Below are 26,235 nucleotides of genomic sequence, written 5' to 3' on the forward strand. Positions count from 1 at the left end.
ATCAACGACTAAAGACCGGCATATCTATACTCATGCCGGTTACCTGAGGTGAACCATGTCGCAGGTAATTTACGATTCAGAATGGGGCGTTGCTTCAAAACTAAAAGAGAAGACAGGCCTTACAGATCGTCAGATTAAAAGCTATCGCCAAACCTCCTGGGTAGAAGGTGTTCATTTTAAGAGAATCCCATTGGATGGAAGCAGCTCCGAAGAGCGAGGACTTGTCTGGTACAACATCCCAAACATTAACAGGTTTGTGAAGGAAGCATAATGGCTGCAATGCCAACGGGTGTTGAGATCCACAACAATAAGATACGAATAAGTTTCAAGTTTCAGGGCGTTAGATGTCGAGAAACATTGAAAGGATGGATCGTAAATGCATCGAATCTCAAAAAAGCCGGGAATCTAAGGGCCAAAATTGTAAGCGAGATTCAACTGGGCACTTTTGACTACCGGGGCATGTTCCCGGAGTCAAAGGTGGCAGCAAAGTTTTATACATCTAAAAACATTACGACGTTCGCCGAACTTGCATCAACCTGGTATGAAAACCATAAAATCGATCTCTCACCCAATGCCACAAGAAGCTATGGGATAGCTGTAAGAACGTTAACAAAACTAATCGGCCCTGAAACGCTCGCTGCATCCATCACCAACAGCGACATTCTGGGTTGGAGAAAGGATTTACTGACTGGCGAGACTAACTATGCTCCCGAAAAGAGGAGAAATAAAACCGGCCGCGCCGTTAGAACCGTAGATTATTATCTGGCCATCCTGCGACAAATCCTCGACTATGCGGTTAAAAATAAAGTCATTTCATATCAACCATATGTCGGGATAAAAAGGCTTCGCAAAGGGCAAACAAAACCAGATCCACTTCTGAGACATGAGTTTCAGCAGTTGAAAGAGACTGCTCCGGCTCAGCAGAAAAACATGTGGCAATTTTTCGCTTATACCGGCGTTCGGCCCGGGGAGCTTTGCGCTCTTGCCTGGGAGGATATCGATCTTAATTCCGGCGAAGCTAACATTGCGCGCAATCTAACTCAGGAAGGCTTATTTGGACCACCCAAAACCGAAGCTGGATACCGGACGATAAAGTTACTGGAGCCGGCTCTGGAAGCTTTGCGAGCTCAAAAGGAACTTACCGGGAGTGCCCCTAAGGTACCAATCACTTTTCACCACCGGGAGTTCGGTAAAACGGAAACGCAGAAACTGCACTTTGTGTTTATGCCTCGACCTCAGAAAGGCAAGCAAGCTGCGTACTATTCAGTCAGCTCAATTGTGTCACTATGGGATATTACGGTAAGACGATCGGGCATTCGCCGCAGACGCCCCTATCAGCTGCGTCATACATACGCGTGCTGGATGTTGTCGGCAGGTGCTAATCCTGCTTTTATTGCGAATCAGATGGGTCATGAGAATGCAGAGATGGTCTTCCATGTATACTCTGCCTGGATAAATGCTCTCGATAGCGATCAGGTATCATTTTTGAATCAGCGCTTTGGTGGATATGCAAATGCCCCTATAGTGCCCCTGAAGGTTAAAACAAAGTAGTTAATTACTTGATTTACCGGTGATATTTAATGAAAAAGCTGTTTGTGCAGTTTTATCTCCTGCTGTTTGTCTGCTTTCTGGTGATGACCATGCTGGTCGGGCTGGTCTACAAGTTCACCGCAGAGCGCGCGGGCAGGCAATCTCTGGACGATCTGATGAAAAGCTCGCTCTATCTGATGCGTAGCGAGCTGCGAGAAATTCCTCCTCATGACTGGGCGCGCACGTTAAAAGAGCTGGATCTGAATCTGTCGTTTGATCTGCGTATCGAACCCATGAAGGATTTTGACTTAGCGCCGCCTGCGATGCAGCGTCTGCGCGACGGAGACATCGTCGCACTGGACGAGAAATATACCTTCATTCAGCGTATTCCGCGCAGCCATTATGTTCTGGCCGTCGGGCCAGTGCCCTATCTCTATTACCTGCACCAGATGCGCCTGCTGGATCTCGCTCTGCTGGGCTTTATTGCCATTTCGCTCGCTTTACCTGTGTTCATCTGGATGCGACCGCACTGGCAGGACATGCTGAAACTGGAATCCGCCGCACAGCGTTTTGGGGAGGGTCATTTAACTGAACGCATACATTTCGACAGCGGTTCCAGTTTTGACCGGCTCGGTATTGCCTTCAACCAGATGGCCGATAACATCAACGCACTGATTGCCAGCAAGAAGCAGCTGATCGATGGTATTGCGCATGAACTGCGCACTCCGCTGGTACGCCTGCGTTATCGCCTGGAGATGAGCGAGAACCTCACCGGGGCGGAATCGCAGGCGCTCAATCGGGATATTGGCCAGCTTGAAGCGCTGATTGAAGAGCTGCTGACCTATGCCCGCCTCGATCGGCCTCAGACGGAGTTGCACCTCAGTACACCGGATCTCCCCGTCTGGCTACAGACGCATATTAACGATGTGCAGAGCGTTAACCCTCAGCGAAAACTGCTGACAGCCATTACCCCCGGCGCGTACGGCGCACTGGACATGCGCCTGATGGAACGCGTGCTGGATAATCTGATGAACAACGCCATGCGCTACAGCGAAACGACGCTGCGCATAGGTTTAGATTTGCAGGGAAGCCAGGCGATTCTGTGTGTGGAAGACGATGGCCCCGGCATTGAGCCGGCGGAGCGTGAAAAAGTTTTTGAGCCGTTTGTGCGCCTCGATCCCAGCCGCGACCGGGCTACCGGCGGCTGTGGTCTGGGGCTGGCTATTGTCCGTTCTATTGCCCAGGCGATGGGCGGTTCGGTTCGCTGCGAAGCGAGCGAGCTGGGTGGAGCCCGGTTCGTCTTTAGCTGGCCGATCTATCACAATCTTCCCCTTCCCGTACCTGCCTGACCTAAACCACACGCTGGCCTGACCCGGCGTGTTATGCTATATCAGTAGTATGTTGTAACTAATTAAGGGCTGTCATGGCAACTTACGATCTCATCGAAAGGCTTAACACCACATTTCGGGAAATAGAGCAGGCGTTACTGACCCTCACGGGGCAACTTCAGGACTGCCGCCTGCTGGCCGCCCGCGTCTTTTCCCTGCCCGAGGTGGCGAAAGGCGCGGAGCACGACCCGCTGAACACCATTGAGGTGACGCAGCATATTGGCAAGGCGGCGCTGGAAATGACGTTGCAGCACTTTCGTCGCCTTTTCATCCAGCAGCAGTCCGAAAATCGCAGCAGTAAGGCCGCCGTTCGCCTGCCCGGCGTCATCTGCCTGCAAACTGATGCCGCAACGCGTGAAGGAATTGAGGCGCAGATTACGCATATCAATACGCTGAAAGCCGCGTTTGAGAAGATTGTAACCGTTGAGTCCGGGCTGGCGCCGGCTGCCCGTTTTGAATGGGTGCATCGCCAGCTTCCGGGGCTGATCACCCTGAATGCTTACCGCACGCTGACGGTACTGCGCCACCCCGCCACGCTGCGCTTCGGCTGGGCCAACAAGCACATCATTAAAAATTTCACGCGCGATGAGATCCTGGCTCAGCTGGAGAAAAGCCTGAAATCGCCGCGAACGGTCGCCCCGTGGTCGCGGGAACAGTGGATTGAACGGCTGGAGCAGGAGTACCACAACATTGCCTCCCTGCCAGCTGATACCCGTCTTAAAATAAAGCGTCCGGTGAAGGTACAGCCTATCGCCCGCGTCTGGTACGCCGGACAACAAAAGCAGGTGCAATACGCCTGCCCGACGCCGCTGATTGCGCTCTACGATGCCGATCAGGGTGCGGTGATGCCGGATATCGGGGAACTGCTGAATTACGATGCTGAAAACGTTCAGCATCGCTATAAACCCCAGGCGCAGCCGCTACAGCTGATTATTCCGCGGCTGCACCTGTATGTGGCGCAGTGATTATCTGAGGCTGCCCACCATCGCTTCCGGGCGGACCCAGGCATCAAACTCGGCGTCCGTCAGGTAGCCCAGCGCCAGCGCAGAGGCTTTCAGGGTAAGCCCCTCTTTGTGCGCTTTTTTAGCGATTTCGGCCGCTTTGTCATAACCAATATGGGTGTTCAGCGCCGTTACCAGCATCAGAGACTCATTCAGCAGCTGGCTGATTCGCTCGCGATTAGGCTCAATGCCCACCGCGCAGTGCTCGTTAAAGCTCTCCATGCCATCGGCCAGCAGACGAATCGATTGCAGTACGTTGTGGATCACCATCGGGCGATAGACGTTAAGCTCGAAGTTACCCGACGCGCCGCCCATGTTAACCGCCACGTCATTACCCATCACCTGACAGCACAGCATGGTCATGGCTTCGCACTGGGTCGGGTTCACTTTACCCGGCATAATGGAGCTGCCCGGCTCGTTTTCCGGAATGCTGATTTCGCCGATGCCGCAGCGCGGGCCGGAGGCCAGCCAGCGCACGTCGTTGGCAATTTTCATCAGCGAGGCCGCCAGCCCTTTCAGCGCGCCATGGGTATGCACCAGCGCATCACAGGTCGCCAGCGCTTCGAATTTATTCGGAGCGGTAACAAACGGCTGCCCGGTGATCTTCGCCAGCTCTTCGGCCACGCGCACCGCGTACTCGGGATGGGTGTTTAACCCAGTACCCACCGCCGTCCCGCCGAGCGCCAGCTCCGCCAGATGCGGCAGGCTGTTGTCGATATGCTTAAGATTGTGCTCCAGCATCGCCACCCAGCCGGAGATCTCCTGGCCGAGCGTCAGCGGCGTGGCGTCCTGAAGGTGCGTACGACCAATTTTAACGATGTCGCGGAAGGCCTGCGCTTTCTCGTTAAGCGTAGATTTAAGCACGTTGAGCTGCGGGATAAGCTGCTCGCGGATTGCGATGACGGCTGCCACGTGCATGGCCGTCGGGAACACGTCGTTGGAACTCTGGCTTTTGTTCACGTCATCGTTCGGGTGGACCTTGCGCTCCATGCCGCGCACGCCGCCAAGAAGCTCGCTTGCGCGGTTCGCCAGCACCTCGTTCATGTTCATGTTGCTCTGGGTGCCTGAGCCGGTCTGCCAGATGGCAAGGGGGAATTCGTCGGGATGTTTGCCCGCCAGCACTTCGTCGGCGGCATTGATGATGGCGGTGGCTTTATCGGCATCCAGCAGGCCCAGATCCTGATTGACTTTGGCGGCAGCGCGTTTGGTCAACGCCAGCGCCTGGATTAGCGAGACGGGCATTTTCTCTGTCGAAATGCGGAAATGCTCCAGCGAACGCTGGGTTTGTGCGCCCCATAGCTTGTCGGCCGGGACGTCGATGGCGCCCATGGAGTCTTTCTCGCGGCGATGCATTGTCATTACTTACTCCTTGATAACAAAGATGGGATTGCTCACATGCTTAAGAGATAAGTATTGATGACTTCTGAGAAACGTTATGGCGCTTTGTGCGCTCTTTTTGATGTCGGGTGGCGGCTGCGCCTTACCCGACCTACGAGAATGCAGGCCGGGTAAGCGTCAGCGCCACCCGGCAATTTACAGAATTACTTCACACACGCCGAACACTGGGAAGACTGGATCTGTTTGAAGAAGTCGTTACCTTTGTCATCCACGAGGATGAACGCCGGGAAGTCTTCCACTTCAATTTTCCAGATCGCTTCCATACCCAGTTCCGGGTACTCCACGCACTCCAGGCTCTTGATACTGCCCTGCGCCAGCACCGCTGCCGGGCCGCCTATGCTGCCGAGGTAGAAGCCGCCGTGCTTGTGGCACGCGTCCGTCACCTGCTGGCTGCGGTTGCCTTTCGCCAGCATGATCATGCTGCCGCCGTTTGCCTGCAACTGGTCGACGTAGGAGTCCATACGGCCCGCCGTGGTTGGGCCTAACGAGCCGGAAGCATACCCGTCAGGCGTTTTTGCCGGGCCTGCGTAGTAGATCGGGTGATCTTTAATGTACTGCGGCAGCCCTTCGCCGTTGTCCAGGCGCTCTTTCAGCTTCGCATGGGCGATGTCGCGGCCCACGATAATCGTCCCGTTCAGGGAAAGGCGCGTTGAAACCGGATACTGCGAAAGCTGCGCGAGGATCTCTTTCATCGGACGATTCAGGTCCACGCGAACCGCTTCCCCCTCGCCCGCTTTACGCAGTTCTTCAGGAATATATTTGCCCGGGTTGTTCTCCAGCTTCTCGATCCAGATGCCGTCGCGGTTGATCTTCGCCTTGATGTTGCGATCCGCCGAGCATGAGACGCCCATGCCCACCGGACAGGAAGCACCGTGGCGCGGCAGGCGGATCACGCGAATGTCATGCGCGAAGTATTTGCCGCCAAACTGCGCGCCCAGGCCCAGATTCTGCGCTTCGGCCAGCAGTTCCTGCTCAAGCTGCACGTCCCGGAACGCCTGACCATGTTCGTTACCTTCCGTTGGCAGGCTATCGTAGTATTTGGTTGAGGCCAGCTTAACGGTTTTCAGGGTGCTTTCGGCAGACGTACCGCCAATCACAAACGCGATATGGTACGGCGGGCAGGCCGCGGTGCCGAGGGTGCGCATCTTCTCGACCAGATAATTCTTCAGCTTGCCCGGGGTAAGCAGCGCTTTGGTTTCCTGGTAAAGATAGGTTTTGTTGGCTGAACCGCCGCCTTTGGCGATGCAGAGGAATTTGTACTCGTCACCGTCGACGCTGTAGAGGTCAATCTGCGCAGGCAGGTTGGTGCCGGTGTTCACCTCTTTGTACATATCCAGCGCCGCGTTTTGCGAATAGCGCAGGTTGTCTTCGGTGTAGGTATTGTAAACGCCGCGCGCCAGCGCCGCTTCGTCACCGCCGCCGGTCCAGACGCGCTGGCCTTTTTTACCGGTGATAATCGCCGTGCCGGTGTCCTGGCAGGTCGGCAGAATGCCTTTCGCCGCGATATCAGAGTTACGCAGGAATTGCAGAGCAACGTACTTATCGTTCTCACTCGCTTCCGGGTCGCTCAGGATATCAGCAACCTGCTGCTGATGCGCCGGACGGAGCATAAAGGAAGCATCATGGAAGGCTTGCTGCGCCAGCAACGTCAGCGCCTGCGGGTCAACTTTGAGGATCTCCTGCCCTTCAAACTCAGAGACAGAAACGTAATCGCGGGTTAACAGGTAATACTCGGTCTGATCCTGACTGAGGGGGAAAGGATCCTGATAATGGAAGGGTTTATTCGACATTGTTCTCTCACTTACTGCTTCGGTCTGTTTATTCAGGGCAGATGTTCCGCTGCCCGGCTTAAAAGCGAGTCAGCTTATCCTACACAATTTTTTAACAAAAACTGAGACTAGTACGACTTTTTACATCCGCAGGTTACTTCCATTCGGTTTATTGCTTTAATACGCGGAGTTAATTCCACATATGAATCAGGGCTTGATAATGCAAAAACTCATCAACTCAGTGCAAAACTACGCCTGGGGAAGTAAAACTGCGTTAACTGATCTCTACGGTATCGCCAACCCGGACAACCTGCCGATGGCAGAGCTGTGGATGGGCGCGCATCCGAAGAGCAGCTCAAAAATTGAAGATGCCAGCGGCCAGGTTCGCAGCCTGCGTGACGTCATCGACGCCGACAAAGCCGCACTGCTCGGCGATAAAGTGGCGAATCGTTTTGGTGAGCTGCCGTTTCTGTTCAAGGTATTGTGCGCCGACCAGCCGCTCTCCATTCAGGTTCACCCGAACAAAAAAGCCTCTGAGCTGGGCTTTGCCAAAGAAAATGCCGCCGGTATTCCGTTAGACGCCGCAGAGCGTAACTACAAAGATCCTAACCACAAGCCGGAACTGGTTTTCGCCCTTACCCCTTTCCTGGCGATGAATGCCTTCCGCGAGTTTTCCGAGATCATCTCCCTGCTGCAACCGGTCGCCGGGGCTCACAACGCGATCGCCCATTTCCTGGAAAACCCGAACGCAGAAGCCTTGAGCGAGCTGTTTGCCAGCCTGCTGAATATGCAGGGCGAGGAAAAATCCCACGCGCTGGCGGTGCTGAAAGCCGCGCTGAACAGCCAGCAGGGTGAGCCATGGGACACCATTCGCGTAATTTCCACGTTTTATCCGGACGACAGCGGTCTCTTCTCTCCGCTGCTGCTGAACGTGGTGAAGCTCAACCCGGGCGAAGCGATGTTCCTGTTCGCTGAAACCCCGCACGCCTACCTGAACGGCGTGGCGCTGGAGGTGATGGCTAACTCCGATAACGTACTGCGCGCGGGCCTGACGCCAAAATACATCGACATCCCTGAGCTGGTTGCCAACGTGAAGTTCGTGGCGAAACCTGCTGCGGAGCTGCTTACGCAGCCGGTGAAAAACGGCGCAGAGCTGGACTTCCCGATTCCGGTTGACGATTTTGCCTTCTCGCTGCATGACCTCAGCGCAGACGAAACCGCCATTGCACAGGAGAGCGCCGCGATCCTGTTCTGTGTGGAAGGCGAAGCGACGTTGCATAAAGATAGCGAGCGTCTGGTGCTCAAACCGGGTGAATCCGCCTTTGTCGCGGCCAACGAGTCGCCTGTCCGGGTGAGCGGCAACGGTCGCCTGGCGCGTGTTTTTAATAAGCTTTAGGGACTTACTGAATTTTTTAACAACTCTTGCTAAGCTAGTAACAGGCGTTGTAACACCAGGCGGTTTTAACCGCCTGGTTTCATTTTAGGGATAATCGCAATGAAAAAATCGGTCGTAGCGGTAGGAGTGATTGTTGCTTTAGGCGTGATCTGGACGGGTGCTTCCTGGTATACCGGGAAACAGCTGGAAAGCCGTCTGGCAGAGATGATGACGCAGGCAAACAGCGAGATTAAGCGCAGCGCGCCTGAAGCAGGTCTGGAGCTGAGCTACCAGAACTACCAGCGTGGCGTGTTTACCAGCCATATGCAGGTGGTGGTGAAGCCGGTTGCGGGTAATCAGAACGCCTGGCTGAAACCGGGCCAGAGCGTGGTGCTGGATGAAGTGGTCAGCCACGGTCCGTTCCCGCTGGCGCAGTTGAAAAAGTTTAACCTGATCCCCTCCATGGCATCCGCCAGAACCGTACTGGTGAATAACGAGGTGACGAAGCCGATTTTCGATATGGCGAAAAATGAGTCGCCGTTTGAGATCAATACCCGCATCAGCTATGCCGGTGATACGCATTCCGACATCGACCTGAAAGCCCTGAATTACGAACAAGGCACCGACAAAGTCGCCTTCAGCGGCGGTAATTTCCAGCTTGATGCCGATCGCGACGGCAAGAATGTCTCCCTGACCGGCGATGCCGCCAGCGGCCTGGTGAATTCAGTCAATGAATATAACCAGAAGGTTCAGCTTACCTTCAACAACCTGAAAGCCAGCGGCAATAGCCGTATGGCCGATTTTGATGAGCGTATCGGCGACCAGAAACTGAGCCTCGATAAGATCGCCATTGCGATCGAAGGCAAAGAGATGGCGGTGCTGGAAGGCATGGATCTGGACGGTAAGTCTGATGTCTCCAAAGACGGTAAAAGCATCAACACCCAGCTGGATTACAGCCTGGAAAGCCTGAAAGTACAGAATCAGGATCTGGGTACCGGTAAGCTGTCTCTGAAAATCGGCAACATTGACGGCCAGGCGTGGCATGAATTCAGTCAGAAATACAGTAAAGAGAGCCAGGCTCTGCTGACCGATGCCGCCCTGCAACAGAACCCGCAGGCGTACCAGCAGCAGGCGATGACGGTGCTGTTTAATAACCTGCCGATCCTGCTGAAGGGCGAGCCGGTGATTACCGTTGCGCCACTGAGCTGGAAAAACGGCAAAGGCGAAACCAACTTCAACCTGTCGCTGTTCCTGAAGGATCCGGCCGCTGCGACCGGCGAACCGCAGACCCTGGCGCAGGAAGTTGACCGCAGCGTGAAATCGCTCGACAGCAAGCTGACCATCCCGATGGATATGGCGACCGAGTTCATGACGCAGATTGCGAAACTTGAAGGGTATGGTGAAGAAGATGCAGGGAAACTGGCAAACCAACAGGTGAAAGGCCTGGCGGCGATGGGCCAGATGTTCCGTATCACGAAGGTGGAAGACAACACCATTTCCACCAGCCTGCAATATGCTAATGGCCAGGTGACGCTCAACGGCGACAAAATGCCGCTGGAAGAGTTTGTCGGTATGTTTGGTATGCCGACGCTGGGCATTCCGGCACCGGCTGAACCGGCAGCGCCACCGGCAGTACCGCAGCAGTAAACGAAAAACCCCTCGCATGAGGGGTTTTTTATTGCCGGGTGGCGCTGACGCTTACCCGGCCTCCGATCCTGAGTCGTTGCAGGCCCGTGCAAGCAAAGCGTTTACTTCACCGTCACTAACCGCGCAGCCACAATCTGATGCCCGGCCTGCACGTCCGTATTTTCAATGCGCTGCATGATCCTGTCTGCCAGGGTGTACCCCATCTCACGAGCCGGCGTCGTCGCCCAGACGATGGGGAGATCGTCTAACGCATTTTCACCGACGTCCGCGAACGCCCCCAGCGCTACCTGATGGCCGAAAAACGTTTCTACCCCGCCCTCACCGCTCTGGCGTCCGGCGCGGATTAAACCGAACCACGCCCCCATCGCAATGACGTCGTTATAGCAAATCACCGCGCTGATCGTCGGGCTGTTGCGAAGCAGCGTGCCGATGGCTTCCGCGGCTTTTTTCTGGCTGGATTCACACTCCACCACCCATTCGCTGTGAAACGGCAGGCCGTATTTGATGAGCGTGGAGCAGTAACCGCCCACCCGCTCGGCACGCGTCAGGGACGAGCTTTTACCGCCGAGCCAGGCGATGCGCTGATGGCCGCGATGAATAAGATGCTCGGTCAGCATTTGCGCGGCCTGCATGTTATCTGGCCGAAGGGTATCGGCTTCGTCGAGATAGCTGGCGCGCGAGGCAAACACCAGCGGTACGCCTTTCTGCGCCGCGCGCTCACACAATTCACTGCCCACGCCGGACGCGCCGGCCACGATCACCCCATCCACCCCTTGCGTCAGCAGCATATCCAGCCTGGAGAGCAGCTGCTCCGGTTCGCGCCCACCGTGGAGCAGGAAAACCATTCGCCCCTGCGCTTCAAGCGCCTCGGTAAGCCCGGCGGTCAGTTCTGCATAAAACGGCGACGCGAGGTCGCGAACGATCAGCCCTATCACCCCGCTTTGCCCACCGCGCAGCGCCGACGCCTGGCGATTACGCACAAAGCCTAACTGCTCAACGGCCTCGTTGACGCGCTGACCCGTTGCAGGAGAGATGCGCCCCTTCCCGCTCAATACAAGCGAAACGGTGCTGACGGAAACCCCCGCCGCCAGCGCGACATCGTTGATGGTGATCTTTTTCGCTACAGCCATGTGGTGGCGTGACTCCTTGATAATGAGATCGCTAAAACGTTTTATCAATACGCTATCTTTATACTACCAGTAAAAGCCTGAGAATGTGATTTAGCGCGCACTAAAGTTTGATAAAACGTTTTATCTTCTCGCCCCATCGAGGTCGTTAAATCTCTTTCTACCATTTAAGGAGTCGTTTTATGACGACGAAAGCAGCACAAAAAATATCGCTGTGGGAGTTTTTCCAGCAACTGGGTAAAACCTTTATGCTGCCCGTGGCGCTTCTCTCTTTTTGCGGGATCATGCTGGGGATCGGCAGCTCGTTAAGCAGCCACGACGTCATTACCCTGATCCCTTTCCTCGGAAATCCGGTACTTCAGGCGATCTTCATCTGGATGAGCAAGGTCGGCTCTTTTGCCTTTAGCTTCCTGCCGGTAATGTTCTGTATCGCCATTCCTCTGGGTCTGGCGCGCGAAAACAAAGGCGTGGCGGCGTTTGCGGGCTTCGTTGGCTATGCGGTCATGAACCTTGCGGTTAACTTCTGGCTGACCGCCAAAGGGATCCTGCCCACGACCGACGCGGCGGTACTGAAAGCCAATAACATTCAGAGCGTGATTGGTATTCAGTCCATCGATACCGGGATCCTTGGAGCCGTGATCGCGGGGGTGATTATCTGGATGCTGCACGAGCGCTTCCACAACATCCGCCTGCCCGATGCGCTGGCCTTCTTCGGCGGGACCCGCTTTGTGCCAATCATTACGCTGGTTGTGATGGGTCTGTTTGGTCTGATCATCCCTCTGATTTGGCCGATTTTTGCCATGGGGATCACCGGTATTGGCCGCATTATCAACGGCGCGGGTGATTTCGGCCCGATGATTTTCGGTACCGGTGAACGTCTGCTGCTGCCGTTTGGTTTACAGCACATCCTGGTTGCCCTGATCCGTTTTACGGAAGCAGGCGGCACCATGGACGTTTGCGGTCATTCCGTTAGCGGTGCGCTGACCATCTTCCAGGCCCAGCTGAGCTGCCCGACCACTCACGGCTTCTCTGAAAGTGCGACGCGTTTCCTCTCTCAGGGTAAAATGCCTGCCTTCCTCGGCGGCCTGCCGGGCGCAGCGCTGGCGATGTACCACTGTGCCCGTCCGGAAAATCGTCATAAAATTAAAGGTCTGCTGATCTCCGGCGTTATTGCCTGCGTGGTGGGCGGTACGACAGAACCTATCGAGTTCCTGTTCCTGTTCGTAGCGCCGGTACTGTACCTCATCCACGCCGTACTGACGGGCCTGGGCTTTACCGTGATGGCTGTGCTCGGTGTGACCATCGGTAACACCGACGGTAACGTGATTGACTTCGTGGTCTTCGGTATCCTGCACGGTCTGTCCACCAAGTGGTATCTGGTGCCGGTTGTGGCCGCCATCTGGTTCGCGGTTTACTACGGGATCTTCCGCTTCGCCATCACCCGCTTTAACCTGAAAACGCCTGGCCGCGATACCGATACGGCCACCAGCGTTGAACAGGCGGTAGCTGGTACCGTTGGGAAATCCGGATATAACACGCCGGCTATTCTGGCGGCGCTGGGCGGTGCGGATAACATTACCTCTCTGGATAACTGCATCACCCGCCTGCGTATGTCGGTGGCGGACATGTCCAAAGTGGATACCAACGCACTTAAAGCTAACCGGGCTATTGGGGTGGTACAGTTAAATCAACACAATTTGCAGGTCGTCATTGGCCCGCAGGTACAGTCAGTGAAGGATGAGCTGGCAACCCTGATGCGAACCGTCGAAGCCTGATGCCTCGCCCCCCTCGTCATGAGGGGGTTTTACTTTACGGAGCACCGTCATGTTTGATTTTTCAACCGTCGTGGATCGACACGGCACCTGGTGTACCCAGTGGGATTATGTCGCTGACCGTTTTGGCGCTGCCGACCTGCTGCCCTTCACCATCTCTGATATGGATTTCGCCACCGCCCCCTGCATTACCGATGCGCTGCACCAGCGAATCAACCACGGGGTGTTTGGCTACAGTCGCTGGAAAAATGACGAATTTCTGGCCGCCGTGGCGCACTGGTTCCGGCAACGCTTTAACAGTCAGATTGATACCGAAACCGTGGTGTATGGGCCGTCGGTCATTTATATGGTCTCGGAGCTGATCCGCCTCTGGTCCTCGCCTGGCGACGGCGTGGTGGTCCATACCCCGGCTTACGATGCCTTTTATAAAGCCATCGACGGCAACCAGCGTACCGTTGTTTCCGTGCCGATGCAGAAAACAGCGCATGGCTGGGAGGGCAATATGGCCGGGCTGGAAGCGGCGCTGTCAAAACCGGAAAACAAGGTGCTGCTGCTGTGTAGCCCGCAAAACCCGACCGGCAAAGTCTGGACGCGGGAAGAGCTGACCACAATGGCGGCCCTGTGTGAACGTTATGACGTAGCGGTGATCAGCGACGAAATTCATATGGACATGGTATGGGGCACGCATCGTCATACCCCGTGGAATGAGGTTGCGCGCGGTAAATGGGCGCTGCTGACCTCGGGTTCCAAAAGCTTCAACATTCCGGCGCTGACGGGTGCCTGGGGGCTTATCGCCGATGACGCCAGCCGTAACGCCTATCTGAATGCATTAAAAGGTCGGGACGGACTCTCTTCCCCTTCCGTGCTGGCGCTGACCGCGCACATTGCTGCCTACCGACAGGGAGAACCCTGGCTGGACGCGCTGCGGACCTATCTCGAAGAAAACCTGCGCTACATTGCTGACGAACTGAATACTGCATTTCCGACACTCAACTGGCAACCGCCCGAGGCCACCTATCTGGCATGGATCGATCTCAGCCCGCTTGGCATTAATGACAATACGCTGCAAAACGTGCTGATTGATCAGCAAAAAGTGGCCATCATGCCGGGATATACCTATGGGGATGAAGGTAAAGGCTTTGTGCGTCTGAATGCTGGCTGTCCGCGTAGTAAGCTTGAACAGGGCGTTCAACGCCTTATCGCTGGCATCAACACTCTGCTGTAAATCATTTGCGCAACGGAATATTCCCTTGCGCAAATAGCTTTTTACCCCGTTTTGTTTTTATAATATGGCGCACTTTAACCAGCAAAGAGTGCGACCATGATTGATACACGCCTGCCTTTAACTGATATTCACCGCCACCTCGACGGAAACATTCGTGCCCAAACCATTCTCGATCTTAGTCGCCAGTTCAATTTAACCCTCCCTGCCGAAACGCTTGAAACCCTGATCCCGCATGTTCAGGTCACGTCGAACGAACCGGATCTGGTGAGTTTTCTGAGCAAGCTCGACTGGGGCGTGAAGATGCTGGCCTCGGTCGATGCCTGTCGCCGTGTCGCCTTTGAAAACATCGAAGATGCCGCGCGTAACGGCCTGCACTATGTTGAACTGCGTTTCTCCCCGGGCTATATGGCGATGACCCATAACCTCCCCGTAGCGGGCGTGGTTGAAGCGGTCATTGAAGGCGTGCGTGAAGGCTGCAAAACCTTTGACGTTCAGGCGCGTTTGATTGGCATTATGAGCCGTACCTTCGGTGAAGCGGCCTGTCTTCAGGAACTGGAAGCATTACTGGCGCATCGCGACCAGATCACCGCCATCGACCTGGCCGGTGACGAGCTGGGCTTCCCGGGCAGTCTGTTCCTGTCTCATTTCAACCGCGCACGTGATGCAGGATGGCATATTACCGTTCATGCGGGCGAAGCTGCGGGGCCGGAAAGCATCTGGCAGGCCATTCGTGAACTGGGTGCGGAACGTATAGGTCATGGCGTGAAAGCCATTGAAGATCGCGCGCTGATGGATTTCCTCGCCGAACAACGTATTGGAATCGAATCCTGCCTGACCTCCAATATTCAGACCAGTACAGTAGCGTCGCTGGCGCAACACCCGCTGAAAACCTTCCTCGAACACGGGGTGCTGGCTTCGCTGAACACGGACGATCCGGCGGTTCAGGGCGTGGATATTATTCACGAATACAACATCGCCGCACCACAGGCCGGGCTGAGCCGCGAGCAGATCCGTCAGGCGCAAATCAACGGGCTGGAGATCGCCTTCCTGACGCCTGAAGAGAAACAGGCGCTGCGCGATAAAGTTGCTCAGTAGTCCTCTTTACTGCCGGGTGGCGCTGCGCTTACCCGGCCTACGAAAGCGTTTAGCACTTATGCCAGACAGAGCGTTGCGCGATGTTTGGCAGATTCGATCCCGAGCTCGATGAGCTCCATAATCTGAATTGCCTGGCTTGCGGGAACCGGATTTTCACCTGAACCGTTCAGCGCGTCACGAATGGCGGCGTAATACGCTGGATAGTTCCCCGGCAGGGTCAATACCGTCTCTTCAACCAGTACCTCCCCCTCCGCACGCGTCACCACCCCGTCGCGCATGTCGTAGCCCCAGTCCTCCTGCGGTAAGCGTTCGCCATTTTTGAGGCGCTCTTCCTGCGGATCCAGGCCGAACTTCACATAGCTGCCGCGCGCCCCGTGAATGATATAGCGGGCCGATTCCGCCGCCGCAAGCATTGTCCCGTGCAGCACAATGCGCCGCTGCGGATAACTCAAAATGGCATGGAAATAGTCGGTGGTCTGCGCCCCCGGCCTGAGCTGCGCTAAATCGACCGTCATGCTCACGGGCAAACCAAACAGATGAACGGCCTGATCGAGAAGATGCGGCGCTAAGTCATACCAGATGCCGCTACCCGGTCCCGCCTGCTCGCGCCAGCGATCTCGCACCTGCGGACGATAACGATCGAAGTGCGACTCAAAAAAGGCAATTTCGCCGAGCGTGCCTTCGTTTATCAGCGCCTTAACCGTCAGGAAATCGCTGTCCCAGCGCCGATTGTGAAAGACCGATAATAACCGACCCAGACTACGCGCCAGCGCATCCAGCTCGCGCGCCTGTGACAACGTCACGGTGAAGGGCTTATCGACAACAACATGTTTCCCTGCCTCCAGCGCCGCTTTCGCCAGGGGGAAATGAGTGTCGTTAGGAGTTGGAATGATAATAAGGTCAATATTAGGATCGTTAAACAGATGCTTAGGCTCCGTTACCACCGGCACGGCTGGCCAGTCGGCGCGGACCTTAGTCTCATCGCTGCTTGTGATAGCCGCCAGTTCCATTCCCGGCGTGCCGGCAACCAGCGGTGCATGAAAGGTTTTGCTTGCGTACCCGTAGCCAATAAGACCGACGCGGATGTTTTCACTCATCGTTTGCCCCCTCGCTGTGCGCTTATTTATCACTGGCCTTGTGCTTAACGCACACATTAATAATGTGCCCTGTGAGTTAAAATAGCATCTCGCGACAGCGTTTTTTGTTACCTCGCATTAAAGTGTGTATATGGGTTCGGGGAATCGTTCCCAAAGCGCTTGCTCTGGCGAAAAGGGCGCTGTAACATTTGTAATCTGTATTTATGGATAAATTACAAACACAAATTATGTCGTCAATAATTAATCGAATCATTGAATTAGCGGGATGGATTGTCCTTGGGGTTTCAGTCGTGTTGCTCGGCATTGCCAGCCATATCGATAACTACCAGCCGCCGGAGCCTGTGACTGTCGCACAACAAAAGTAAGCCGTGTCGTCATAAAGCGTGACACATTACGTCATGGAACGTATTGCCAGCCGTAATGAACGGGGTTACCCTTCTCTTCCAGGCATCTGCTGATGCCTGAATCTTCGCAAAGAAAACTCCTAATTTCGTCGCGTTACCCGAGTGGACAGTTTACGTCTTTATTAATCCGTTTATTATTCGAACGCATTACCTTTATGGGTATTACCCTTTTATATGGAAACTTATTAACATGACAGTTCAGGACTATTTATTAAAATTTCGCAAGATCAATTCCCTTGAAAGCCTGGAAAAACTGTTTGACCATCTGAACTACACGCTGTCGGATAATCAGGACATCATCAATATGTACCGCGCTGCTGACCATCGTCGCGCCGAACTGGTCTCTGGCGGTCGTCTGTTCAATGTGGGGGAAGTGCCTAAATCCGTATGGCGTTACGTTGTATAAGAAAGTAGCCTTCGGCGTGAAATGTTATATACTCTCCGCCCTGCAAATTTCTGTATAACATTTCGCGCAGACTATGGGAGAGCGTATGACCGCATTGCCTGGAGAGAGAATTGGGGGCTGGTTAATCGCCCCGCTGGCATGGCTGCTGGTGGCATTATTAAGCGCTTCGCTGGCGCTGTTGCTATACACCACCGCACTGGTTACGCCTCATGCTATCCAGACACTGATGTCCCAGAGTGCGCTCAATATTGCAACGTGGTTTGTGTCGTTCGTTTTCGCGATCGCGATGTGGTACTACACGCTGTGGCTGACTATCGCCTTCTTCAAACGCCGCAAAAACGTGCCGAAACATTACATTATCTGGCTGCTGGTCTCCGTGCTGCTGGCTGTCAAAGCATTCGCTTTCTCGCCAGTATCTGACGCGCTGGCGGTTCGCCAGTTACTGTTTCCGCTACTGGCGACGGCGCTTATGGTCCCTTATTTCAAGCGTTCGACGCGCGTTAAGAAGACCTTTGTCAACCCGTAATAACCTTACAGTTAACCTGTTGTGGCCTGTTGTCGTTTATCCGATAATAGGCGGCTATTTTATTTCAGGCTAAATAATGACCGATTACTTACTGCTCTTTGTCGGAACTGTGCTGGTTAATAACTTCGTACTGGTGAAGTTCCTTGGCCTGTGCCCGTTTATGGGCGTCTCCAAAAAGCTGGAGACGGCAATGGGCATGGGGCTGGCGACCACCTTCGTGATGACGATGGCCTCCATTTGCGCATGGCTGATTGATACCTGGATCCTGATCCCGCTCGACATGCTCTACCTGCGCACCTTGTCCTTTATTCTGGTCATTGCGGTTGTGGTGCAATTTACCGAGATGGTGGTGCGGAAAACCAGCCCTGCCCTGTATCGCCTGCTGGGCATTTTCCTGCCTCTCATCACCACCAACTGCGCGGTGCTGGGCGTGGCGCTGCTCAATATCAACCTTGGGCATAATTTCCTGCAATCGGCGCTGTACGGTTTTTCCGCGGCGGTCGGTTTCTCTTTTGTTATGGTCCTGTTCGCCTCGATTCGCGAGCGTCTGGCCGCGGCGGATATTCCCGCGCCGTTTCGCGGTAACGCCATCGCTCTGGTGACCGCAGGTTTAATGTCTCTGGCCTTTATGGGCTTTAGTGGTCTGGTGAAGTTGTAATGAGTGCTATCTGGATTGCCATCGCGTCCATCAGCGTACTGGGACTCGTCTTTGGCATCATTCTGGGTTATGCCTCCCGCCGGTTTGCGGTGGAGGACGATCCGGTGGTTGAAAAAATTGATGAACTTTTACCGCAGAGCCAGTGCGGGCAGTGCGGCTACCCTGGCTGCCGCCCTTACGCTGAGGCGGTGGGCGTGCAGGGCGAAAAGATCAACCGCTGCGCACCGGGTGGCGAAGCGGTCATGCTTAAAATAGCTGCCCTGCTGAACGTCGATCCCCAGCCTGTCGACGGCGATGAACAGGCCCAGGAGCCCGTTCGTGCCCTTGCTGTCATCGACGAAGCCAACTGCATTGGCTGCACCAAATGTATTCAGGCGTGTCCTGTTGACGCCATTGTGGGCTCAACGCGCGCGATGCACACCGTTGTGGCGGATCTGTGCACCGGCTGTAATCTCTGCGTGGCGCCCTGCCCGACGCAGTGTATAGAACTACGCCCGGTTGAAACGACTACTGAAAGCTGGAAGTGGGACCTTCAGACCATTCCGGTTCGCAATATTCCTGTGGAACAACATGCTTAAGTTATTTTCTGCCTTCAGAAAAGAGAAGATCTGGGATTTCGACGGCGGCATTCATCCGCCTGAGATGAAATCGCAGTCTAACGGCACGCCGCTGCGCCAGATCCCGCTGGCGACCCGTTACGTTATGCCCCTTAAACAGCATATCGGCGCGGAAGGTGAACTGTGCGTGAAAGAAGGCGATAGCGTTCTTCGCGGCCAGCCGCTGACCTTTGGTCGCGGACGGATGTTGCCGATACATGCCCCGACTTCCGGTAAGGTGGTGGCTGTTGCCCCCCATACCGTTGCCCATCCGTCGGCGTTGTCTGAGCTGAGCGTGATCATTGAAGCCGATGGTGAAGACCGCTGGATCGATCGTGACGGCTGGAGCGACTACCGTTGCCACAGCCGTGAAGCGCTGATTGAACGCATTCATCAGTTCGGCGTGGCGGGTCTGGGAGGCGCAGGCTTCCCGACCGGCGCTAAGCTTCACGGCGGCGGCGATAAAATCGAAACGCTGATCATCAACGCCGCCGAGTGCGAACCGTACATCACCGCCGATGACCGTCTGATGCAGGACTGTGCCGCGCAGGTGGTGGAAGGGATTCGCATTCTTGCGCATATTCTGCAACCCCGCGAAGTGCTGATCGGTATTGAGGACAATAAACCGCAGGCCATTTCGATGCTGCGTGCGGTACTGGCGGACAGCCACGATATCGCCCTGCGAGTGATCCCGACCAAATACCCGTCCGGCGGGGCAAAACAGCTGACGCAGATCCTGACCGGCAAACAGGTCCCCCACGGGGGCCGTTCGTCCGACATCGGCGTGCTGATGCAAAACGTGGGAACCGCCTACGCGGTGAAACGTGCGGTGATTGACGGCGAGCCATTGACCGAGCGCGTCGTCACGCTGACCGGCGAGTCCGTCTCCCGTCCCGGCAACGTCTGGGCGCGTCTGGGTACGCCGGTCCGTCATCTGCTGGAACAGGCTGGCTTCTGCCCGGGTAGCGATCAACTGGTCATTATGGGTGGCCCGCTGATGGGCTTTACCCTGCCGTGGCTGGATGTGCCGGTGGTGAAGATTACCAACTGCCTGCTCGCCCCTTCCCCAACGGAGATGGGCGAAACGCAGGAAGAGAAAGGCTGCATACGCTGTAGCGCCTGTGCGGACGCATGCCCGGCAGATTTACTGCCGCAGCAGTTGTACTGGTACAGCAAAGGCCAGCTGCACGATAAAGCCCAGGCGCATAACCTGGCTGACTGTATTGAATGCGGTGCCTGCGCCTGGGTCTGCCCAAGCAATATTCCGCTGGTGCAATACTTCCGTCAGGAGAAAGCCGAAATCTACGCCATCTCCATGGAAGAAAAACGTGCCGCTGAAGCGAAGGCCCGCTTTGAAGCGCGTCAGGCGCGACTGGAGCGCGAGAAACAAGCCCGTCAGGAACGCCATAAGCAGGCTGCCGTCCAGCCTGCGGCGAAAGATCAGGATGCCATTAACGCAGCCCTGGCCCGCGTGCGCGAGAAGAAAGCCACCGCCGCCCAGACGGTTGTGATCGCTCCGGGAGAAAGACCGGACAACAGCGAAGCGATTGCGGCCCGCGAAGCGCGTAAAGCCGAAGCTCGCGCGCGTCAGGCGGAGAAAGCGCAACACGCCAAACCGGAAGCCGATATCGACCCGCGTAAAGCGGCGGTGGAAGCGGCTATCGCCAGGGCAAAAGCCCGTAAGGCCGGTCAGCAGACAGTGGTGGTTGAACAGGAAGCGACGGATCCGCGCAAGGCGGCCGTTGAAGCCGCTATCGCCCGTGCCAAAGCACGAAAAGCGGCACAGGTTCAGCCAGCCGAAGAGAGTGAAGCGCCTGTCGACCCGCGTAAAGCCGCCGTTGAAGCGGCCATCGCCCGTGCCAAAGCACGAAAAGCGGCACAGCAGGACGAACGGCCTGCGGCCGCCAACGACGATCCACGCAAAGCCGCAGTCGCCGCCGCGATTGCGCGCGTTCAGGCAAAGAAAGCCGCGCAGCAAGCCGTTAACGAGGATTAAATGGTTTTCAGAATTGCAAGTTCCCCTTATACCCATAACCAGCGCCAGACATCGCGTATTATGATGCTGGTGTGCCTGGCCGCGCTGCCAGGTATTGCCGTACAGTGTTGGTTTTTCGGCTGGGGTACGCTTTTCCAGTTAGTTCTGGGTTGCGCCAGTGCCGTCGCAGCGGAAGCTGCGATCCTGAAGCTGCGCAAAATGGAAGTGACTCGCATCCTGAGCGATAACTCCGCCCTGTTGACCGGCCTGTTGCTGGCCATCAGCATTCCCCCGTTCGCCCCGTGGTGGATGGTGGTATTGGGAACGGTGTTTGCGGTGATCATCGCCAAGCAGCTGTACGGCGGGCTGGGCCATAACCCGTTTAACCCGGCGATGATTGGCTACGTGGTACTGCTGATCTCCTTCCCGGTACAGATGACCAGCTGGCTGCCACCGCATGAGATCGCCGCCACCGTCCCCGGCTTTATGGATGCCCTGCACGTTATCTTTACCGGCCACACCGCGCTGGGCGCAGATATGAACGCGCTTCGCATGGGCGTGGACGGCATCAGCCAGGCCACCCCGCTCGATACCTTCAAAACCTCCCTGCGTGCCGGACACAGCGTGGAGCAGGTGATGAAATCGTCTATTTACAGCGGCGTACTGGCGGGTGCTGGCTGGCAGTGGGTCAATCTGGCCTATTTGTTGGGCGGCGCGTTCCTGCTGCAACAGAAGGCAATCCGCTGGCATATTCCGGTGAGTTTCCTGGTGACGCTGGCCGTCTGCTCGACGCTCGGCTGGGTCATCTCACCTGAGTCACTGGCCAGCCCGCAGCTCCATCTGCTCTCCGGCGCGACCATGCTCGGGGCATTCTTTATTCTGACAGATCCGGTCACCGCCTCTACCACCAACCGAGGACGTCTGATTTTCGGCGCGCTGGCGGGTTTGCTGGTCTGGCTTATTCGCAGCTTTGGCGGTTATCCGGACGGCGTGGCATTTGCCGTGCTGCTGGCTAACATCACCGTTCCGCTCATAGACTACTACACGCGGCCACGCGTGTACGGTCATCGCTAAGGGTCACGCCATGCTAAAAACAATGCAAAAACACGGCGTTACGCTGGCGATCTTCGCTGCCGCCCTCACCGGGCTGACCGCGCTGGTAAATGAACTGACGAAAACTACCATTGCAGAGCAGGCAATGAAGCAGCAAAAGACGCTGTTCGATCAGGTGATCCCATCCGACCTCTACGATAATGACCTGCAAAAAAGCTGCTTTGTCGTGCAGGCTCCGCAGCTCGGTAAAGGACCCCATCGCGTTTATATTGCCCGCAAGGGCGATAATCCCGTGGGTGCCGTCATGGAAGCCACCGCGCCGGACGGTTACTCCGGTGCGATTCAGCTGCTGGTGGGCAGCGATTTTTCCGGCACCGTGCTGGGCACGCGCGTGACGGAGCATCACGAAACGCCGGGCCTTGGCGACAAAATTGAAACACGCTTAAGCGACTGGATCTTACACTTCGCCGGAAAGATGATTCATGGCGAAGACGATCCTGCTTTCGCGGTGAAAAAAGATGGCGGCGAGTTTGACCAGTTCACGGGTGCCACGATTACCCCACGCGCGGTGGTCAACGCCGTCAAGCGCGCCGGGCTGTATGCCGAAACGCTGCCCGCGCAGATCAATCATCTTTCCACCTGTGAGGAGTGACCATGAGCCAGGTTAAAGAGGTTATCGTCCAGGGTCTCTGGAAGAACAACTCCGCGCTGGTACAGCTGCTGGGGCTGTGTCCGCTGCTGGCGGTGACGTCTACCGCCACCAACGCGCTCGGGCTGGGGCTGGCGACCACGCTGGTGCTGACCCTGACTAACTTTTCCATTTCTGTTTTGCGCCGCTGGACGCCGTCGGAAATCCGTATTCCGATCTATGTCATGATCATTGCGTCGGTGGTCAGCGTGGTGCAAATGCTGATTAACGCCTACGCATTTGGCCTGTACCAGTCGCTCGGGATTTTCATTCCGCTTATCGTGACTAACTGTATTGTCGTAGGCCGCGCTGAAGCCTTTGCGGTGAAAAACAATCCGGCCATATCCGCGCTGGATGGTTTTTCCATCGGCATGGGCGCGACTGCCGCCATGTTCGTCCTCGGCTCTCTGCGTGAAATTTTGGGCAACGGTACGCTCTTCGACGGTGCGGACGCGCTGCTTGGCGGCTGGGCGAAGTCGCTGCGTATTGAGGTGTTCCATACGGACACTCCGTTCCTGCTGGCCATGCTGCCGCCTGGCGCCTTCATTGGCCTTGGGATGATGCTGGCGTTAAAATACCTGATTGATGAAAAACGTAAACGCCGCGCCGCTGAGCGCAGCGTACAGGAAGGGATCCCCGAGAAAGCAGTATGAATAAAGAGAAACGCATTGCGATCCTGACGCGCCTGCGCGATGAGAATCCTCATCCAACGACAGAGCTGAATTTTAACTCGCCGTTTGAACTGTTGATCGCGGTGCTGCTCTCTGCACAGGCGACGGACGTGAGCGTCAACAAAGCCACGGCCCTGCTCTACCCTGTCGCTAATACGCCGCAGGCCATGCTGGAGCTGGGCGTTGAAGGTGTGAAATCCTATATCAAGACCATTGGCCTGTTTAACAGCAAGGCCGAAAACGTCATTAAGACCTGCCGGATCCTGCTGGAGCAGCACGGCGGTGAAGTCCCGGAAGACCGCGCTGCGCTGGAAGCGTTGCCGGGCGTCGGGCGTAAAACGGCAAATGTGGTGCTGAACACGGCGTTTGGCTGGCCGACTATCGCCGTGGATACCCATATCTTTCGCGTCTCTAACCGTACCCGGTTCGCGCCGGGTAAAAACGTGGAAGAGGTGGAAGAGAAGCTGTTAAAAGTGGTCCCGGCGGAATTTAAGGTGGACTGCCACCACTGGCTGATCCTGCACGGACGGTATACCTGTATTGCCCGTAAGCCACGCTGCGGTTCCTGCATTATCGAAGATCTTTGCGAATACAAAGAAAAAGTCTATCCCTGAGCGTAAACCACCTTACTTCTTACCTGTTCAAGCCCTTAAAATTAACAAGGGCTCTGATATCTTCCCGATTGACCATAAATTGCCCTCTCTTTCTCCTTTACGCATTGTCGATTCTTCGGTCATTTAACACTCAAACAGGTTAATAGTTTTTTCATCACCAAAAATTTCTATACATCTGTGATCGCGATCACTCTGATAACCTGATGTTGGATTTTTGTTGTTAAAACCCGCCCAACCCCTTTGTCAGACAAGATTTCATCGATTCCACACCGCACATAAGACCAGTCATTTTTCAGAATATGGGCTATATCACTACCAATCACCCAAAATAGCAGAACATATCGCCATACAGCCATTAAACAGGGTCGATTACAGTGAAAAAAACCATCAATTTTGAACGGATGAGATTTAACGCTGTATAACATTTGCATGAACCGATGATTATACCGCCAGAGTTATATGTAACAGATTATTACAAACGTATTGCCAGATGGGGCTGGATAGTGAACATTACCCGCCGTTTCCCCTCCCAATATAACTATAAAGCGGATGGACTACGGTCATCACGCTATGAACACCCCCGTTAATATGGGATGTAAAAAAAGAGGTATATGTGTCTACTGCAAACAATAAACCAACAGATGAGAGCGTAAGTCTTAACGCTTTCAAACAGCCTAAAGCGTTCTATCTCATTTTCTCGATCGAATTATGGGAACGTTTTGGCTACTACGGCCTGCAAGGGATCATGGCGGTTTACCTGGTTAAACAACTGGGTATGTCTGAAGCCGATTCCATCACGCTGTTCTCTTCCTTCAGCGCCCTGGTGTATGGCCTGGTCGCTATCGGCGGCTGGTTAGGCGATAAAGTCCTCGGTACTAAACGAGTCATTATGCTGGGCGCCGTTGTTCTGGCGATTGGCTATGGGCTGGTTGCCTGGTCCGGGCACGATGCAGGTGTGGTTTACATGGGCATGGCTACCATCGCGGTAGGTAACGGCCTCTTCAAGGCGAACCCGTCTTCCCTGCTCTCTACCTGCTACAGCAAAGATGACCCACGTCTGGACGGTGCATTTACCATGTACTACATGTCCATCAACATCGGTTCCTTCTTCTCTATGCTGGCAACCCCATGGCTGGCCGCAAAATTCGGCTGGAGCGTAGCGTTTGCGCTGAGCTTCGTGGGTATGCTGATCACCGTTGTGAACTTCCTGTTCTGCCGTAGCTGGGTTAAAGACTATGGTTCAAAACCAGACTTCGAACCCGTGCACATGGGCAAACTGCTGGCAACCATCGTCGGCATCGTGATCCTGGCCGCTGTCGCCACCTGGCTGCTGCACAACCAGGGCGTTGCACGTGCCGTACTGGGCGTGGTTGCGCTGGGTATCGTGATTATCTTCGCGAAAGAAGCCTTTGCGATGCAGGGTGCGGCACGTCGTAAGATGATTGTGGCGTTCATCCTGATGCTGGAAGCGATCATCTTCTTCGTTCTGTACAGCCAGATGCCAACGTCTCTGAACTTCTTCGCTATCCGCAACGTTGAGCACTCCATCCTTGGTATCGCGTTCGAGCCGGAGCAGTATCAGGCCCTGAACCCGTTCTGGATCATGATTGGTAGCCCGATTCTGGCCGCTATCTATAACAAGATGGGCGACCGTCTGCCTATGCCGCACAAGTTCGCTATCGGTATGGTGCTGTGCTCTGGCGCATTCCTGGTGCTGCCGCTGGGGACGAAATTCGCGACCGACGCGGGTATCGTGTCTGTTAACTGGCTGATCCTGAGCTATGCGCTGCAATCCATCGGTGAACTGATGATCTCCGGTCTGGGCCTGGCGATGGTTGCGCAGCTGGTCCCTCAGCGTCTGATGGGCTTCATCATGGGCAGCTGGTTCCTGACCACCGCTGGCGCGGCTATCATCGCAGGTAAGATTGCGAACCTGATGGCGGTACCAGACAACGTTACCGACCCGCTGGTTTCCCTGAATGTCTACGGCACCGTGTTCATGCAAATTGGTATCGCGACCGCCGTGATTGCCGTGCTGATGCTGCTGACCGCACCTAAACTGAATCGTATGACCCAGGACGACGACAAATCCGCTAAAGCGATCAAAACCGCGAACGCGTAATGTCATCGGGAAACGACTGAACAGAAGCCGCTAATTGATTAGCGGCTTTTTTTTTATCCGAACGCGCACTAACATAGCTGGAACCTCAGCAAAAAGGA

24 protein-coding genes are annotated in these 26,235 nt (G+C 55.4%); 20 read left to right on the plus strand and 4 right to left on the minus strand.

All coding sequences use genetic code 11. The features are described from left to right. The first annotated feature begins 55 nt into the window (after positions 1 to 55). From xisR to tus, 4 genes are all read left to right on the plus strand, one after another. Complete coding sequence (gene xisR / locus ACOTYH_RS00805) at positions 56 to 271, plus strand: excisionase family protein (protein ID WP_047647992.1); 216 nt, start codon at positions 56 to 58, stop codon at positions 269 to 271. Next, positions 271 to 1,551 (plus strand): Arm DNA-binding domain-containing protein, encoded by a 1,281-nt coding sequence (locus tag ACOTYH_RS00810; RefSeq protein ID WP_421637508.1) that lies wholly within the window; start codon positions 271 to 273, stop codon positions 1,549 to 1,551. Before xisR ends, ACOTYH_RS00810 begins: the two co-directional genes overlap by 1 nt. Positions 1,552 to 1,580: 29 nt before the next feature. After that, positions 1,581 to 2,879 carry a two-component system sensor histidine kinase RstB gene (gene rstB / locus ACOTYH_RS00815; RefSeq protein WP_023303638.1) on the plus strand — a complete coding sequence of 433 codons (1,299 nt, stop codon included), beginning with the start codon at positions 1,581 to 1,583 and terminating at the stop codon, positions 2,877 to 2,879. Between the two features lie 74 nt (positions 2,880 to 2,953). After that, positions 2,954 to 3,883: a DNA replication terminus site-binding protein gene (gene tus, locus ACOTYH_RS00820; RefSeq protein ID WP_421637509.1), complete on the plus strand. Its 930-nt coding sequence runs from the start codon at positions 2,954 to 2,956 to the stop codon at positions 3,881 to 3,883. Here tus and fumC read toward each other — a convergent pair whose 3' ends face one another. Both fumC and fumA read right to left on the minus strand, forming a co-directional pair. Continuing rightward, positions 3,884 to 5,278, minus strand: coding sequence for a class II fumarate hydratase (fumC, locus tag ACOTYH_RS00825; RefSeq protein ID WP_017693543.1), 1,395 nt, complete (start codon positions 5,276 to 5,278; stop codon positions 3,884 to 3,886). Positions 5,279 to 5,460: 182 nt separating this feature from the next. Continuing rightward, the gene (gene fumA / locus ACOTYH_RS00830) at positions 5,461 to 7,107 is read right to left on the minus strand and encodes a class I fumarate hydratase FumA (RefSeq protein WP_063413517.1); all 1,647 of its coding nucleotides are present in this window, start codon (positions 7,105 to 7,107) and stop codon (positions 5,461 to 5,463) included. A 199-nt stretch (positions 7,108 to 7,306) separates the two neighbouring features. Here fumA and manA point away from each other — a divergent pair, with 199 nt between their 5' ends. Beyond that, complete coding sequence (gene manA, locus ACOTYH_RS00835) at positions 7,307 to 8,482, plus strand: mannose-6-phosphate isomerase (RefSeq protein ID WP_045347981.1); 1,176 nt, start codon at positions 7,307 to 7,309, stop codon at positions 8,480 to 8,482. A gap of 99 nt (positions 8,483 to 8,581) precedes the next feature. After that, the gene (locus ACOTYH_RS00840) at positions 8,582 to 10,108 is read left to right on the plus strand and encodes a YdgA family protein (RefSeq protein WP_421637510.1); all 1,527 of its coding nucleotides are present in this window, start codon (positions 8,582 to 8,584) and stop codon (positions 10,106 to 10,108) included. A 101-nt stretch (positions 10,109 to 10,209) separates the two neighbouring features. Here the strand turns inward: ACOTYH_RS00840 and ACOTYH_RS00845 are convergent, their stop codons facing one another. Continuing rightward, the gene (locus ACOTYH_RS00845) at positions 10,210 to 11,238 is read right to left on the minus strand and encodes a Mal regulon transcriptional regulator MalI (RefSeq protein ID WP_022647925.1); all 1,029 of its coding nucleotides are present in this window, start codon (positions 11,236 to 11,238) and stop codon (positions 10,210 to 10,212) included. 179 nt (positions 11,239 to 11,417) lie between these two features. Between ACOTYH_RS00845 and malX the strand changes: the two genes are divergently transcribed. The 3 genes from malX (at position 11,418) to add (ending at position 15,327) form a co-directional block, all read left to right on the plus strand. Further along, on the plus strand, positions 11,418 to 13,010 hold the full coding sequence (gene malX / locus ACOTYH_RS00850; protein ID WP_063413518.1) for a maltose/glucose-specific PTS transporter subunit IIBC: 1,593 nt from the start codon (positions 11,418 to 11,420) through the stop codon (positions 13,008 to 13,010). Positions 13,011 to 13,059: 49 nt separating this feature from the next. Then, a complete protein-coding gene (locus tag ACOTYH_RS00855; RefSeq protein ID WP_063413519.1) occupies positions 13,060 to 14,232 on the plus strand; it encodes a MalY/PatB family protein in 1,173 nt (390 codons plus the stop codon). Positions 14,233 to 14,328: 96 nt separating this feature from the next. Further along, entirely contained in the window at positions 14,329 to 15,327 is a 999-nt protein-coding gene (gene add / locus ACOTYH_RS00860; RefSeq protein ID WP_032653360.1) for an adenosine deaminase, read from the plus strand. Positions 15,328 to 15,383: 56 nt separating this feature from the next. Here the strand turns inward: add and ACOTYH_RS00865 are convergent, their stop codons facing one another. Then, complete coding sequence (locus ACOTYH_RS00865; protein ID WP_032648137.1) at positions 15,384 to 16,424, minus strand: oxidoreductase; 1,041 nt, start codon at positions 16,422 to 16,424, stop codon at positions 15,384 to 15,386. A gap of 239 nt (positions 16,425 to 16,663) precedes the next feature. On the opposite strand from ACOTYH_RS00865, the gene blr reads away from it, so the two are divergent. The 11 genes from blr (at position 16,664) to dtpA (ending at position 26,137) form a co-directional block, all read left to right on the plus strand. Further along, on the plus strand, positions 16,664 to 16,789 hold the full coding sequence (gene blr, locus ACOTYH_RS00870) for a division septum protein Blr (RefSeq protein ID WP_151884424.1): 126 nt from the start codon (positions 16,664 to 16,666) through the stop codon (positions 16,787 to 16,789). A 229-nt stretch (positions 16,790 to 17,018) separates the two neighbouring features. Then, positions 17,019 to 17,234: a transcription modulator YdgT gene (gene ydgT / locus ACOTYH_RS00875; RefSeq protein WP_000217941.1), complete on the plus strand. Its 216-nt coding sequence runs from the start codon at positions 17,019 to 17,021 to the stop codon at positions 17,232 to 17,234. An 85-nt stretch (positions 17,235 to 17,319) separates the two neighbouring features. Further along, positions 17,320 to 17,760 carry a DUF2569 domain-containing protein gene (locus ACOTYH_RS00880; protein WP_047717835.1) on the plus strand — a complete coding sequence of 147 codons (441 nt, stop codon included), beginning with the start codon at positions 17,320 to 17,322 and terminating at the stop codon, positions 17,758 to 17,760. 76 nt (positions 17,761 to 17,836) lie between these two features. After that, positions 17,837 to 18,418, plus strand: a complete 582-nt coding sequence (gene rsxA, locus ACOTYH_RS00885) for an electron transport complex subunit RsxA (protein WP_000133206.1) — start codon at positions 17,837 to 17,839, stop codon at positions 18,416 to 18,418. Further along, entirely contained in the window at positions 18,418 to 18,996 is a 579-nt protein-coding gene (rsxB, locus tag ACOTYH_RS00890) for an electron transport complex subunit RsxB (RefSeq protein WP_040117572.1), read from the plus strand. Before rsxA ends, rsxB begins: the two co-directional genes overlap by 1 nt. Further along, positions 18,989 to 21,010 carry an electron transport complex subunit RsxC gene (gene rsxC, locus ACOTYH_RS00895; protein ID WP_032653352.1) on the plus strand — a complete coding sequence of 674 codons (2,022 nt, stop codon included), beginning with the start codon at positions 18,989 to 18,991 and terminating at the stop codon, positions 21,008 to 21,010. The genes rsxB and rsxC overlap by 8 nt, the downstream gene beginning before the upstream one ends. Further along, positions 21,011 to 22,063 (plus strand): electron transport complex subunit RsxD, encoded by a 1,053-nt coding sequence (gene rsxD / locus ACOTYH_RS00900; protein ID WP_015570666.1) that lies wholly within the window; start codon positions 21,011 to 21,013, stop codon positions 22,061 to 22,063. Positions 22,064 to 22,073: 10 nt separating this feature from the next. Next, positions 22,074 to 22,694, plus strand: coding sequence for an electron transport complex subunit RsxG (gene rsxG, locus ACOTYH_RS00905; protein WP_017384591.1), 621 nt, complete (start codon positions 22,074 to 22,076; stop codon positions 22,692 to 22,694). 2 nt (positions 22,695 to 22,696) lie between these two features. Continuing rightward, positions 22,697 to 23,383 carry an electron transport complex subunit E gene (locus ACOTYH_RS00910; RefSeq protein ID WP_003857592.1) on the plus strand — a complete coding sequence of 229 codons (687 nt, stop codon included), beginning with the start codon at positions 22,697 to 22,699 and terminating at the stop codon, positions 23,381 to 23,383. Further along, a complete protein-coding gene (nth, locus tag ACOTYH_RS00915; protein ID WP_015570668.1) occupies positions 23,380 to 24,015 on the plus strand; it encodes an endonuclease III in 636 nt (211 codons plus the stop codon). The genes ACOTYH_RS00910 and nth overlap by 4 nt, the downstream gene beginning before the upstream one ends. A gap of 613 nt (positions 24,016 to 24,628) precedes the next feature. After that, on the plus strand, positions 24,629 to 26,137 hold the full coding sequence (dtpA, locus tag ACOTYH_RS00920; protein WP_003857596.1) for a dipeptide/tripeptide permease DtpA: 1,509 nt from the start codon (positions 24,629 to 24,631) through the stop codon (positions 26,135 to 26,137). Positions 26,138 to 26,235: the final 98 nt, after the last annotated feature.

The sequence above is a fragment of the Enterobacter cloacae complex sp. SHL001 genome, assembly GCF_049236825.1.
GTDB lineage: Bacteria > Pseudomonadota > Gammaproteobacteria > Enterobacterales > Enterobacteriaceae > Enterobacter > Enterobacter hormaechei_C.